We start from the raw sequence: 13,596 nt of genomic DNA on the forward strand, positions 1-13,596 counted from the left end.
CTCACCTCTTAAATAACGGGCTTAATCGACGCGCCGCGTCCAATACCATAATAAGTAAAACCGCGTGCCTGCAAACGGTCTGGATCAAACAAGTTACGTCCATCAAAAATCACTGGCTGCTTCAACGCCTTTTTCATAACGTCAAAATCTGGTGCCCGGAAATTCTGCCATTCAGTACAGATAATCAGCGCATCAGCATCCTGTAATGCCGCTTCCTTGGTGCCCATTAGCTTCAGATCGGCACGTTGGCCATAAATACGCTGCGCTTCGCTCATGGCTTCTGGATCATAGGCCTGCACAGACGCCCCTAATTCCCAGAGCGTTTCCATCAGCACGCGGCTGGATGCTTCGCGCATATCATCAGTATTAGGTTTAAAAGCCAAGCCCCACAGCGCAAAAGTTTTTCCTTTGACTTCATGACCGAAGTGACGCTTGATAAATTCCGTCAGTTTATATTTCTGCTGGGAGTTTACCTGCTCTACCGCTTGCAATATCTTTGGCTGATATCCGATCTGCTCTGCCGTGCGAATCAGCGCTTGAACATCTTTCGGGAAACAGGAACCGCCGTAACCACAGCCTGGATAAATGAAGTGATAACCGATACGAGAATCAGAGCCAATACCTTGGCGCACTTTCTCAATATCAGCACCCAACATTTCTGCCAGATTGGAAATTTCGTTCATAAAGCTGATTTTAGTCGCCAGCATACAGTTGGCCGCATACTTGGTCAGTTCCGCACTGCGGATATCCATCAGGATCATACGATCGTGATTGCGGTTGAACGGTTCATACAGTTCACGCAGAGGTTCGATAACCTCTTTGTTGTCAGTACCAAGAACAATACGTTCAGGACGCATGCAGTCAGCAACTGCAGCGCCTTCTTTAAGAAACTCAGGGTTGGAAACAACGTCGAACGTAATCGAGCTGCCGCGCTTGCGTAGCGTTTCGGTCATCACTTCACGCACTTTATCTGCGGTGCCGACCGGCACGGTAGATTTATCAATCACAACCTTAGGTTCAGTCATGTACTCAGCAATAGTGCGTGCTACTGCAGTGACATATTTGAGATCGGCAGAACCGTCTTCATCTGGCGGGGTGCCAACCGCGATAAACTGAATGGTGCCATGGGCCACACCCGCTTTAGCATCAGTGGTAAAATGCAGACGCCCGGCTTCATAATTCTGTTGTACCAATGGTGTCAGGCCCGGCTCAAAAATAGGAATATTCCCTTTCTTGAGGTTCTCGACCTTTTTTTCGTCCACATCAATACACATGACATCATGACCGACTTCAGCCAGTACAGCGGCCTGTACCAAGCCAACATAACCAATACCAAAAACCGTTACTTTCATTGGAAAATCCTAGTTTTTAAAAAATTAAGACAATAAGTTATGAAATTATTGCTGTGCGCCGTTTACTAAATGTTTCAGCCACAGTGAGAATTCTTGTCCTAGCTTGGCATCACGCAGACCATATTCAACGAAAGCCTGCATATAACCCAATTTGTTGCCACAATCGTGGCTCACGCCTTTCAAATGATAGGCTTCAACGCATTCCGTCTGCATCAGCATATCAATCGCGTCAGTGAGCTGAACTTCATCACCAGCACCCAGAGGCGTTTTTGCCAACAGTGGCCAGATCTCAGCCGAAAGCACATAACGCCCCACAATCGCCAGATTTGACGGAGCCTTATCGGGGGCTGGCTTCTCAACTACGCTAACCATCGGGGTACTTTCACCGGGTTGTAGCGTTGATCCTTGGCAATCGACAATGCCATAGTTTCCGACATCTTTATGTTGCACCGGTTCAACCATAATTTGGCTAATACCCGTTTGCTCAAAGCGCTGCAACATTTCATGCAGGTTGTCTTTATTCAGGTTGGCACTGTATTCATCAATGATAACGTCAGGTAACACTACGGCAACGGGCTCATCCCCCACCACCGGATAGGCGCACATGATCGCATGACCCAACCCTTTGGCAATCCCCTGGCGCACTTGCATGATCGTGACGCCTTTTGGGCAAATAGATTGAATCTCATCCAGCAGTTGGCGCTTGACTCGCTTTTCCAACATGGCTTCCAGCTCAAAACTGGTATCAAAGTGGTTTTCAATAGAATTCTTAGAGGAATGTGTCACCAAAACGATTTCATTGATCCCAGCAGCAATGCACTCATTCACCACATACTGAATCAATGGTTTATCAACCAGCGGCAGCATTTCTTTCGGAATAGCTTTAGTCGCTGGTAACATCCGCGTCCCTAAACCTGCTACCGGTATAACCGCTTTTCTAACTTTACGATCTAAAGCAGGCATTATTTCCTCTCCATAATACGAGCTCAAATTATGAACTGATGCAACTGAACAAAAAAACCTTCGAAGTATACCAGTTTAAACCCGCTAAGTATGGCACCAAAAACAAATAGCAAACATTTAAGACTATTACTTAGCAGTAAAACTCTGCGGCTACTAATATATAGGCATTTTGAATGGCAGAATGTAACAGAATGGCTGCTTTGTTGGTGTTTTATTCAGCACTCAACATCAAACGTAATCGGCCTCCGTTGCCCCATATCTGGCACTCCCAGGCCTCACAACGCTGGCTGACCTGATTCATATAGGGCGTGCCCAACGTACCAAGAGGAATACCAGTGCTTAACTGGATTTGATTATCGCCAGTATTCACCATGGCATGCAAACCTGCTGAAACAAGAATCAGATTTTTATATTCGGCGTGATAATAACCAACCAACAGTGGGAATTGCCCTTCAAGATTTCCTCGACGCAATAATTGATTAACTTGTTTTAACAGTGCTGACATTTGCGGCAAACGATGTTGTTGATTCGCTAAATGATCTTGTAGCAATTCATTGAATAATGCACGTAATAACAAAGCAGCCAATACGCCATTATCTCCAGCGCGAGTCACATCCAGACAATAAAAAGCTAAATCCTTCTCTGACAGTGCGGCAATATCCAACACCAATCCAGGGCTTTCAGCCGCCGTCAATTGGCGATAATTAATACGGCAACCCGCGATAGTCTGCTGGACAGGGGGCTGTAACTGCTTAAGCAACCTCACCGCTTCTGAGGGATTTTTGCTCAACGCATCCCAATCTTTGAATAATTCAACCTCCTCAATCGCGGGTGAGGTGAACATATTCGGATACAAACAAGCCAGGATGACCTCACGCAAGCGGTTGAGATCGGTCAGCGGCTTTAACAGCACATCCTGCACCCCCAACCGCAATACTTTGGCGATGTCCGTCATTTTATCGGTAGCCGATATCACCAGCACCGGAATTTGTATCCCCTGCAGGCGCAGGTGCTCAACAAACTCAATGCCATTCATCTCCGGCATCGCCAGATCGCACAGGATCAGATCGGGTTTCACTTCTTCAACCGCACTCAGCGCCAACAAGCCGTTGATAGCCTCACTGGTTTGCGCGCCCAACGATTTCAGATAGCTAACAAGCACCGAACGAAACACCTGTTCGTCCTCAACGATTAAGATGCGCTTATTTGTCAGTGGTAATACCATCGGCAGAGCCTCTTCCCTTTTCATGATGTAATAGTGGCTCAAAATGGTCACTTGTGCCTGCCGAAAGTCTCCCTGACAGCATCATTCCACCCTAAGAACCGGTAATTATTTATTTTTTATCAATGGAGCCAAGATATCCATTTGTTTTTCGACGGCCAACCTGCCAGCTTCAATCGCTTCACCAGCACGATGGAAATCCAGTGTAGATATCTGAGGGCAATACGGTTGTATCAGAACATCTGGGGGATCGCTGGCCATACGAGTCCGTTTCACGCGATTTTCCAACATTTGAATCGATGTACTCATGATCTCCATAGCAGTTGGCGTAAAGTTGGGTTTCTTCAGCATGACTTTATTGATGCGCTCACGTAAACGCCCGCGCCAATTGTCTATCACCCCATTATTCACGTCATCACTATTTGTGTCTTCGTTCGTTTTATGTACGGAGAACAAATCTTGCTGCATCAGATGGGCATCATGTTGTAAATCCACCGCAATAACAATATCGGCCCCCATCGCACGGGTCAGCGAAATCGGCACGGGGTTAACTAACCCCCCATCGACCAGCCAATACCCCTCAAACCATACAGGAGCCAGCAAGCCCGGTATACTGCAGGAAGCACGAATTGCCTGCTGGATGTCCCCTTTGGTCATCCAGAGTTCCCGTCCGGTGCTGAGATTGGTCGTGACTGCACCAAATTTGAGCGCACAATCGGCAAAATCTTCTATCTTCAACAACTGGCATGCGGTATTAAAAACGCGTTCACCGCGCAATAAACCACCACGTTGCCAAGTAAGATCCATCAACTTGATCACATCCCAGTAACTGAAGGAACGGACCCAATGTTCCATAGAAGGCAAACGATGGCAGGCAAACGCCGCACCGACTAACGCCCCAACCGAACAGCCAGCAACGATATCAATTTCAATCCCCTGTTTCCGTAATGCGTTGATCACGCCAATATGTGCCCACCCTTTCGCAGCCCCTGAGCCCAATGCCAGACCAATTTTGATTTTTCTCATTATTTGCCGTCCTGTGCTCGATGAATAAATTCAACCCTAAGCCTAGGGTACATTGTCACTGATGAATAATGTTAGGTAACATAGGCCTTAACTTTATTTTAGCTATGGCTCCCATTCACGCGAGCCAATCAGATTGAGACGTTATGGCGATTGAACTATGCCCCTGCGGCAGCGGGCTCGAGTACAGCCTTTGTTGTGAACCATATCTCAGTGGCAACCAGCACGCTTCGACACCAGGCGAACTGATGCGTTCGCGTTACAGTGCCTATGTAAAACATTGTGCAGATTATCTGGTGGCAACCTGGCACCCGGACTGCCAAGCAGAAGCGTCGCGAAACGCTATAATCAACAGCTTCAACGAGACGACATGGCTTGGGCTGACGGTAGTTGAAGAAAAGACCGGCAGCAACGCCGACGAAGGTTATGTCGAATTTGTTGCCCGTTTCAGCGACGGCACTGCTCAGCCCAGTGCAATACATGAGCGTTCACGCTTTCTTCGTCTTGGGCAACGCTGGTACTATATCGACGGAATCAAACCCCAACCGGGTCGAAATGCCACTTGCCCCTGCGGTTCAGGCAAAAAATATAAAAAGTGCTGCGGGCAATGAGCCTGCAAGTTGAAAGCCTATCTGATACAGATAGGCTCCGGTATCAGACAGGATCTACATACTTATGCCACACCACAATGTACAAAGAAAAATTCTGCGCACTATCTGCCCTGATGCAAAAGGGTTAATCGCCAAAATCACCAACATTTGCTACAAACATGAGCTGAATATCGTTCAGAATAATGAATTTGTCGATCATCTGACTGGCCGCTTCTTTATGCGTACGGAATTGGAAGGGATCTTCAACGATGCCACATTACTGGCAGATCTGGACAGTGCATTGCCGCAGGGTTCCGTGCGCGAACTGCATAACTCAGGCCGTCGCCGCATCGTGGTATTGGTGACCAAAGAAGCTCACTGCCTGGGCGATCTGCTGATGAAAAGTGCTTACGGTGGATTAGACGTTGAAATCGCTGCCGTTATTGGTAACCACGCTACATTGCAAACGCTGGTAGAACGTTTTGACATTCCTTTCCATCTGGTAAGCCACGAAGGCCTGACCCGTGAGCAGCACGATCAGAAAATGACGGCTCAGATCGATGAGTACCAACCAGACTATGTCGTGCTGGCCAAATACATGCGTGTACTGACACCAGAGTTTGTGCAGCACTACCCTAACCAAGTGATCAACATTCACCATTCGTTCCTGCCTGCATTTATCGGCGCACGCCCTTATCACCAGGCGTACGAGCGCGGGGTGAAGATTATCGGCGCCACTGCGCATTACGTGAACGACAATCTGGATGAAGGCCCAATCATCATGCAGGATGTCATTCATGTCGATCACACCTACTCAGCCGAGGATATGATGCGTGCTGGTCGTGATGTAGAGAAAAACGTTCTCAGCCGTGCGTTGTATCGAGTGCTGGCACAGCGGGTATTTGTGTATGGCAACCGCACAGTGATCCTGTAGTTGTACAAGAAAGCGGTGCCTTTCGTTCATCGAAACACCGCCAAGAATAAAAAAACGGCAAACGATTCATTTTCTGCATTTCAATGCTTTACACGAGCGCTTCATTTGATATGATGCGCCCCGCTTGCTAAGACAGATGTTTTACAAGCCAGGCCAGTGGTGGGGTTCCCGAGCGGCCAAAGGGAGCAGACTGTAAATCTGCCGTCACAGACTTCGAAGGTTCGAATCCTTCCCCCACCACCATCTTTCCTCTCTCAATAAGAGTGCCGCGAAAATCGGAATTTTATTGAATGCTGAGAGGGAAGTTAACGCGATTCAGCGTGATAGCTTTACATAGAAATTCAGCAGGCTTTTAATCAATACCCCTGGTGGGGTTCCCGAGCGGCCAAAGGGAGCAGACTGTAAATCTGCCGTCACAGACTTCGAAGGTTCGAATCCTTCCCCCACCACCATCCTGATGTCAATCTCCGAGTCCTACTCAAACATCTTTCTCCCTTATACCTGTTTGCTTCTTGCCATTAAGCACCTCAGTCATTCCCCCAACTAATCCATCACTTGAACTCACGCTCACAATTCGTTATACCACTGGCTTCTTTAATGCGGTCAGGAATGATGTATGCGTAATAATATCTGCGTTTTTTGTGGGGCCAGTGAGGGCATTAATCCGGCGTATGCTGAAAATGCACGCAATCTGGGGCGTGTGATTGCCGCTAAAGGCCGACGCTTGGTTTATGGCGGTGGTAAAAAAGGGTTGATGGGCATTGTCGCCGATGCCGTTCTCCAAGCCGGTGGAGAAGTCATCGGCGTGATACCTGAACGTTTAGTGGAAGCAGAAACTGCACATCGCGGTTTGACCAAGTTGGAAGTGGTTCCCGATATGCATACCCGCAAAGCGCGTATGGCGGAACTGGCAGACGGGTTTATTGCCCTGCCCGGCGGTATTGGCACCCTGGAAGAACTATTCGAAATCTGGACCTGGGGGCAGATCGGTTATCATAACAAGCCGGTCGGGTTGCTGAACGTGAACGATTTTTACCGCCCACTGAGCGGTTTTTTACAACAGGTCGCCGATCAGGGCTTTATGCGCCAAGATTATCTCGATACCCTGCACATCAGTGATTCCGCGCAGACACTGTTACAACAACTCGACGATTACCAAGCTAAAAATTACGATCGTTGGGCAAAATAGCCTTTCTCTACCAGCGGCCTGCCGCCGCTGGTCCGCGTTACTTTTCCTGCCAAACTCTGCTACTATCTGAACACATTTTTCTGATAAAAACGGCATCGCTCATGAAGTTTGTCTCTTTTAATATCAATGGACTGCGTGCACGTCCGCATCAATTGGCCGCCATTATTGAACAGCATCAACCTGATGTGATTGGTCTGCAGGAAACAAAAGTTCACGACGAGATGTTTCCGCTGGAAGAAGTGAGCCAGCACGGTTATCACGTTTTCTATCATGGGCAAAAAGGCCACTATGGTGTCGCTCTGCTGACCAAAGACAAACCGCTTGAGGTACGCCGGGGATTTCCTACTGACGAAGAGGATGCCCAACGCCGCATCATTATGGCCGACCTGGCGACGCCGCAGGGAACGTTAACCGTGATTAATGGCTATTTTCCGCAGGGAGAAAGCCGTGACCATCCGATCAAATTCCCGGCCAAAAACCGTTTCTATCAGGATCTGCAAAGTTATTTGGAACAACAGCTTTCGGCTGAATCGCCGGTCTTGATCATGGGTGATATGAATATCAGCCCAAGCGACCTTGATATTGGTATCGGTGAAGAGAGCCGCAAGCGCTGGCTACGCACTGGCAAGTGTTCCTTCCTGCCAGAAGAACGTGAATGGATGGGCCGCCTGTTAGACTGGGGCCTAGTGGACACCTATCGTCACGCCAATCCAGAGCGCAGCGATGAGTTCTCATGGTTTGATTACCGTTCGCGCGGCTTTGATGAAAACCGTGGGTTGCGTATCGATCTGTTACTGGCCAGCACTAAGCTCGCGGCACACTGCAAGGCGACGGGGATTGATTATCAGATCCGCGGCATGGAAAAGCCTTCCGACCATGCGCCGGTTTGGGCTGAATTTGCGCTGTAATTAACTTTTTCGCCCCGTTGTAACAACGGGGCTGGCTTGATAATCCGCATGAAAATCATTGATGTTGTTGCCGCTATTATTGAAAAAGACGGCAGGATTCTACTCGCTCAACGCGATAGCAGCAGCGATCAAGCCGGCCTGTGGGAGTTTCCCGGTGGTAAGGTTGAACTTAATGAAGATCAGCCACAAGCGCTTGCCCGCGAACTGCAGGAAGAGTTAGGTATCATCGCTAACGTGGGTCAGTACGTTGCCAGCACTCAGTGGCAGCAAAACGATAGAATGATTCGTTTACATGCCTGGCATGTCGCGACCTACCGTGGTGAATTGCAACAGCACTGTCATTCAGCTTTTGCCTGGGTCACGCCGCTGCAGGCGCGTAACTACCGTTTAGCCCCCGCAGATGTACCGCTGCTGGAAAGCTATATCGCCACCTTCCGACCTAATAAATAAAGGGGCGACCAAGCCCCTAGACAGAAGCGTCAATCACCTTTCACATGCGCTTTAGGCGCGCTCTTTTTGCGCTTCTTCGCCCCTGCTGCAGATGAAGGTGGTAAACCACGGAATGCCAAGCTGGATCGGTTTTGCTTGGCCTGATAAATCAGTTCTTGCAGAGTACCCTCCAACGGTTGCATAAAGTCCTGATAGCGGCAGGACTTCTCACTGATCTGCGTAAGACGTGCCTCCCATTGCGCCGTCATATCAGGCCGTGCCGCCAGATCCGGCAGAGAGTGAATCAACGCGCGACCTGTCTCGCTGGAGTGGATATAGCGCCCTTTCTTATAGAGAAATGCCCGCTTGAACAGTAACTCGATTATGCCTGCACGCGTCGCTTCCGTGCCTAAGCCATCGGTCGCACGCAAGATTTTCTTTAATTCTTTGTCCTGTACAAAACGCGCAATTCCGGTCATGGCAGAGAGCAAACTGGCATCGGTAAATGGCCGTGGCGGCTGAGTCTGGCGCTCAACCACTTCGCCACGTTCGCACAGCAACTCATCATCTTTAGCCACGACGGGCAATGGCGCACCTTCGTTTTCTTCATCACGCTCCTTACTCCCCAGCAGAGTGCGCCACCCGGCTTCCGCCAGGAAACGTGCCTTGGCGACAAACTTTCCACCTGCGATATCCAGCTCGATCACGCACTTACGGAACATCGCATCCGGGCAGAACTGCATCAGGTACTGGCGGGCAACCAGCCCATAAACTTTCTGTTCGTCATGGCTCAGGTTAACTTTGCTGGCTCGGGCGGTTGGAATAATCGCGTGGTGCGCATCCACTTTTTTATCGTCCCAACAACGATTGCGGCGCTCGCTGTCGATAACCGGTTGTGGATAGAGATCGGGCTGATGCACGCTAATCGCGTTCAACACCGCATGTCGCCCGGCGAAATGCTCCTCTGGCAGGTAACGGCAGTCGGAACGCGGGTAGGTAATCAGCTTATGGGTTTCGTACAAACGCTGGCAGATATCCAACACCTGCTGGGCACTGAGGTTAAAACGCTTGGCAGCTTCAATTTGCAGCGTAGAAAGGGAAAACGGCAACGGAGCCGTATCTGATTCCCGTTTATCATTATAGGAAGTGACCCGCGCGGGTTGGCCTTCAATACGCTTAACCACGTGCTCAGCCAGCGGACGATGCAGCAAGCGCCCTTCTTCATCCTGGTAAGGCTCACAGGAATCACTCGGCTGCCACAAAGCGACAAAACGCTCCTCTTTTGGCGTAACGATATGCGCTTTCACTTCAAAGAAATCTTTCGGCACGAAGTTTTCAATCTCTTCGTCACGCCGCACCACCAACCCTAAGACCGGTGTTTGTACTCGCCCGACCGAGAGCACCCCGTCATAACCCGCATTACGCCCTAAAAGCGTATAAGCGCGGGTCATATTGATGCCATACAGCCAGTCGGCGCGGGCACGTGCCAATGCAGAAACGCACAGCGGAATGAATTCGCGGTTATCACGTAACCGCTCAATAGCCCGTTCCACCGCCTGTGGGTTAAGATCGTTGATCAGACAACGGCGCACGCTGTGGCGTTTTTCTGGCGTCAACGCCAGATAATCCAGCACTTCATCGACCAGCAACTGCCCTTCGCGATCCGGGTCACCTGCGTGAACCACTTCATCCGCTTCCGTCAGCAGCCTTTTTATCGCATTTAACTGTTTACTGACCGATGGGCGCGGTTGCAACAACCATTTCTGGGGAATAATCGGCAGATCCGCCAGCGACCAGCGCGCATAGCGGCTGTCGTAAGCATCCGGCTGCGCCTGTTCCAATAGGTGGCCGACGCACCAGGTCACCACATCGTTACTGCCACAGGCAATAAACCCCTCTCCCCGACGGTGCGGTTTCGGCAAAACATCAGCAATGGCGCGCGCCAAACTCGGTTTTTCGGCAATAAACAGTCGCATTATTCACCGTTATTCTGGCTGTACGTCATCAGGAATTCTCTAACTTCGGCATAGTTACCACGGAAAATCACCCGCTGTGCTTTCTTCTCTAGCTGATAGCGATACATAGGATCGTAATAGTGCTGCAACAACGGCACCAGCCATAGCTGGTGCGCATCGCTGTTGCCGCTGGTTTGCTGCACCTGTAGTGCTGACTCAAGCCATTGTGTCAGTTGCTGAAAACGTTCTGATCCCAAGCGGCGGCGAATGCCAAACAGCCCCTGATGCAAATACTCCACGTATTTCGGCCAACCTTCCTGCGCGCCATAAGCCTGTTCAAAAGCAATACGCATCTGATCGATATATTCCGCCTGCAGACGAGCCAGACGCACCTCAAACGGATCGTCGATCACCACTAAAGGCGCTTGCTGCATCCCGTTGAACAGCGCCAATGGCAGGTTGTTGGAACCAATGATCCGGCTTTCATCCTCCAACACCCAATGATGGCAACCCGCATGCCGCTTTTTCAACATCCTCACGGCCAGGCTGTTTTCAAAATCAATCTGCGACTGCTGCTCCACCAACGTTCGGCCAAAGGAGGAGCCGCGATGATGAGCAATACCTTCGAGATCAATACCTGCTGCCAGTTCATTGATCAGCAATGTTTTGCCGCAACCGGTATTGCCCCCGACCACCACCATTGGCAGCGCGGAGCAAGCCTCAAGCGTCTCCAGCAAGAAGGTGCGCAGCGCTTTATAACCGCCAATGACGCGTGGATAATCCACGCCAGCGTCGCGTAACCATTGCTGCACCAACTGTGAACGCAGCCCACCACGGAAGCAGTAAATATACCCTTGAGGTTGTTGCGCACATTGCGCGATCCAGGCCTGGGTGCGTTGTTCACGCAGTTGACCACTGACCAAACGATGCCCAAGAGCAACCGCCGCTTGCTGGCCCTGCTGCTTGTAACAGGTGCCCACCGCCTGACGTTCACTGTCATTCATCAATGGCAGATTGATCGCACCGGGGAATGCCCCTTGCTGAAATTCTACGGGAGCACGCACATCAATCAGTGGCACATCGTGCAGAAAAATATGCCGATAATCATCCGTATCCTGCCGAGTCTGCATAGTTAACACTAGACAACCTCAATCAGCGGTTTACCCGGCTGTGCGGCCTGCAATTCACCAATCGCATCCAGCGTGATGCCATGGCGCGCAGCAATCGCCTGCACCTCAGCTTCGGCCTCCGGCAACACGGCCAGCAGTAAGCCACCAGAAGTCTGCGGATCGCACAGTAGCTGGCGTTGCAGGTCACTCATGGCACCAACCAGGTGACCATAGCTGTCGAAGTTACGGCCTGTTCCACCCGGCACACAGCCCTCGCTGATATAGCGTTCGATATCAGGGAGTTTCGGCACCCGATCAAACCACACCGTTGCCTGTAGCCCAGACCCCTGGCACATTTCGCTAAGGTGCCCCAATAGCCCAAAACCGGTTACGTCGGTCATCGCAGTGACACCCGCCACATCGGCAAAATCCGCGCCGGGCTTATTCAACTGACACATCACCTGCGTGGCCAGCCCTTGATGTTCCGGCAACAGTTTGCTTTTCTTCTCAGCCGTTGTCAGCACCCCAATACCCAATGGCTTGGTGAGGAATAATTTCGTTCCCGCCTGCGCTGCGCTGTTCTTCTTCACCCGCTCGGTACTGACAATGCCGGTCACAGCCAAACCGAAGATCGGCTCAGGCGCGTCGATCGAATGACCACCCGCCAAAGCGATACCCGCCTGCTGGCAAGCATAGCGCCCACCATCAATCACCTGCTGCGCCACTTCTGCAGGCAGCGTAGCGATCGGCCAGCCCAGAATGGCAATCGCCATAATCGGCTTACCGCCCATCGCATAGACATCGCTGATAGCATTGGTGGCGGCAATACGGCCAAAATCAAACGGGTTATCCACAATCGGCATGAAGAAATCCGTGGTGCTGATAATGCCAACGCCATTGCCAATGTCGTACACCGCCGCATCATCACGCGTTTCGTTGCCCACCAATAAACGCGGATCAACAAACTTTTCCTGCTCGCTGTGCAGTATCGTTTCGAGAACTTTCGGTGAGATCTTGCAGCCACAGCCAGCGCCATGGCTGTACTGGGTTAAACGGATAGCCGACGATGTCATAGCCCACTCCCTTTGAGTAATAAGCTTCAGAATATCACAATGAGGGATATACCCTTATTGCTCGAAGCTGCTGGGGTGGTGACGAGGTTAATTCACCGGCAAGCTCCAAGTAATGTGGCTATAGGGTAACGCTTGCCGAGGGGATTGATAAGAGCAGGCTGGCATTATGCGTAGAGCCTGCTCATAAACAGTACAAAACTGCGGGATATTGCGCATTTTCTGCCAACATCCGGCGGGTTGGATCAAAAATAGCTGACGAAAGAACTACTGTCTGGGGGCACAACTTTAGCGGCTGCTTTCAACTGCGGGGTACCAAGATAGAGGAAGCCCACAATCTCGTCCTGCTCGCGGCAAGCGAAAGCCTCACGCACCAGTGGGTGTTCCGTCCAGGCACCTGTACGCCAGATACCATTGAACCCTTGTGCCAATGCCGCCATCTGCATCGCCTGCACGGCACAGCCCGCAGAGATCACCTGCTCCCAGCGCGGAACCTTAGGATTGTCGCTGCAATGCGCCACCACGGTGATAATCAGCGGTGCGCGGAACGGTGCCTGTTTGGCTTTCTCAACGGCGGCATCATCAAGCTCATCATGTCTTGCAGCGGCCTGGAGCAACGTACTGAAACGCTCTAGCCCCTGATTCTCAATCAGCACAAAACGCCATGGCTGCAATGCGCCATGATCGGGAGCTCGTAACCCGGCGTTGATAATATTCTGGCGCACTTCACCCGTTGGCGCGGGAGCCACCAACCGTGACGCCGAGCGGCGATTCAGTAAAAGATCCAGCGCATCCATTATAAACTCCTGATAACAATTTTCATTTGGAGCACGTTAACATAGCTCTACGGGG

The 13,596-nt window shown here is 50.8% G+C and carries 13 protein-coding genes and 2 tRNA genes; 7 read left to right on the plus strand and 8 right to left on the minus strand.

Annotated elements, in window-relative coordinates:
• Positions 1-8 precede the first annotated feature (8 nt).
• The 4 genes from IV04_RS06425 to rssA form a co-directional block, all read right to left on the minus strand.
• Entirely contained in the window at positions 9-1,352 is a 1,344-nt protein-coding gene (locus IV04_RS06425) for a UDP-glucose/GDP-mannose dehydrogenase family protein (RefSeq protein WP_037399038.1), read from the minus strand.
• A 45-nt stretch (positions 1,353-1,397) separates the two neighbouring features.
• Positions 1,398-2,315, minus strand: coding sequence for a UTP--glucose-1-phosphate uridylyltransferase GalU (gene galU / locus IV04_RS06430; protein ID WP_037399037.1), 918 nt, complete (start codon positions 2,313-2,315; stop codon positions 1,398-1,400).
• 211 nt (positions 2,316-2,526) lie between these two features.
• On the minus strand, positions 2,527-3,540 hold the full coding sequence (gene rssB / locus IV04_RS06435; protein ID WP_037400002.1) for a two-component system response regulator RssB: 1,014 nt from the start codon (positions 3,538-3,540) through the stop codon (positions 2,527-2,529).
• Positions 3,541-3,645: 105 nt separating this feature from the next.
• Positions 3,646-4,563: a patatin-like phospholipase RssA gene (gene rssA, locus IV04_RS06440; protein WP_037399034.1), complete on the minus strand. Its 918-nt coding sequence runs from the start codon at positions 4,561-4,563 to the stop codon at positions 3,646-3,648.
• Between the two features lie 143 nt (positions 4,564-4,706).
• Here rssA and IV04_RS06445 point away from each other — a divergent pair, with 143 nt between their 5' ends.
• The 7 genes from IV04_RS06445 (at position 4,707) to IV04_RS06475 (ending at position 8,631) form a co-directional block, all read left to right on the plus strand.
• Complete coding sequence (locus IV04_RS06445; RefSeq protein WP_037399032.1) at positions 4,707-5,171, plus strand: YchJ family protein; 465 nt, start codon at positions 4,707-4,709, stop codon at positions 5,169-5,171.
• 64 nt (positions 5,172-5,235) lie between these two features.
• On the plus strand, positions 5,236-6,084 hold the full coding sequence (gene purU / locus IV04_RS06450) for a formyltetrahydrofolate deformylase (protein ID WP_037399028.1): 849 nt from the start codon (positions 5,236-5,238) through the stop codon (positions 6,082-6,084).
• A 158-nt stretch (positions 6,085-6,242) separates the two neighbouring features.
• Positions 6,243-6,327: transfer RNA gene (locus IV04_RS06455), tRNA-Tyr, on the plus strand.
• 124 nt (positions 6,328-6,451) lie between these two features.
• Positions 6,452-6,536: transfer RNA gene (locus tag IV04_RS06460), tRNA-Tyr, on the plus strand.
• Between the two features lie 164 nt (positions 6,537-6,700).
• Positions 6,701-7,273, plus strand: coding sequence for a TIGR00730 family Rossman fold protein (locus tag IV04_RS06465; protein ID WP_037399025.1), 573 nt, complete (start codon positions 6,701-6,703; stop codon positions 7,271-7,273).
• A 101-nt stretch (positions 7,274-7,374) separates the two neighbouring features.
• A complete protein-coding gene (gene xthA, locus IV04_RS06470; RefSeq protein WP_037399022.1) occupies positions 7,375-8,181 on the plus strand; it encodes an exodeoxyribonuclease III in 807 nt (268 codons plus the stop codon).
• A gap of 48 nt (positions 8,182-8,229) precedes the next feature.
• Positions 8,230-8,631 (plus strand): pyrimidine (deoxy)nucleoside triphosphate diphosphatase, encoded by a 402-nt coding sequence (locus IV04_RS06475; RefSeq protein WP_037399020.1) that lies wholly within the window; start codon positions 8,230-8,232, stop codon positions 8,629-8,631.
• A 29-nt stretch (positions 8,632-8,660) separates the two neighbouring features.
• On the opposite strand, the gene IV04_RS06480 is transcribed toward IV04_RS06475, so the two are convergent.
• The 4 genes from IV04_RS06480 to IV04_RS06495 all read right to left on the minus strand — a co-directional run bounded on the left by IV04_RS06480 (position 8,661) and on the right by IV04_RS06495 (position 13,541).
• Positions 8,661-10,586, minus strand: a complete 1,926-nt coding sequence (locus IV04_RS06480) for a DNA topoisomerase III (RefSeq protein WP_037399017.1) — start codon at positions 10,584-10,586, stop codon at positions 8,661-8,663.
• Positions 10,586-11,695 carry a tRNA 2-selenouridine(34) synthase MnmH gene (gene mnmH, locus IV04_RS06485; RefSeq protein ID WP_037399999.1) on the minus strand — a complete coding sequence of 370 codons (1,110 nt, stop codon included), beginning with the start codon at positions 11,693-11,695 and terminating at the stop codon, positions 10,586-10,588. The genes IV04_RS06480 and mnmH overlap by 1 nt, the downstream gene beginning before the upstream one ends.
• A gap of 8 nt (positions 11,696-11,703) precedes the next feature.
• Entirely contained in the window at positions 11,704-12,747 is a 1,044-nt protein-coding gene (gene selD, locus IV04_RS06490; protein ID WP_037399014.1) for a selenide, water dikinase SelD, read from the minus strand.
• A gap of 242 nt (positions 12,748-12,989) precedes the next feature.
• A complete protein-coding gene (locus IV04_RS06495; RefSeq protein ID WP_037399011.1) occupies positions 12,990-13,541 on the minus strand; it encodes an NAD(P)H nitroreductase in 552 nt (183 codons plus the stop codon).
• Positions 13,542-13,596: the final 55 nt, after the last annotated feature.

Source organism: Serratia sp. Ag1, from assembly GCF_000743355.1.
In the GTDB taxonomy this organism is placed as follows: Bacteria; Pseudomonadota; Gammaproteobacteria; order Enterobacterales; family Enterobacteriaceae; genus Chania.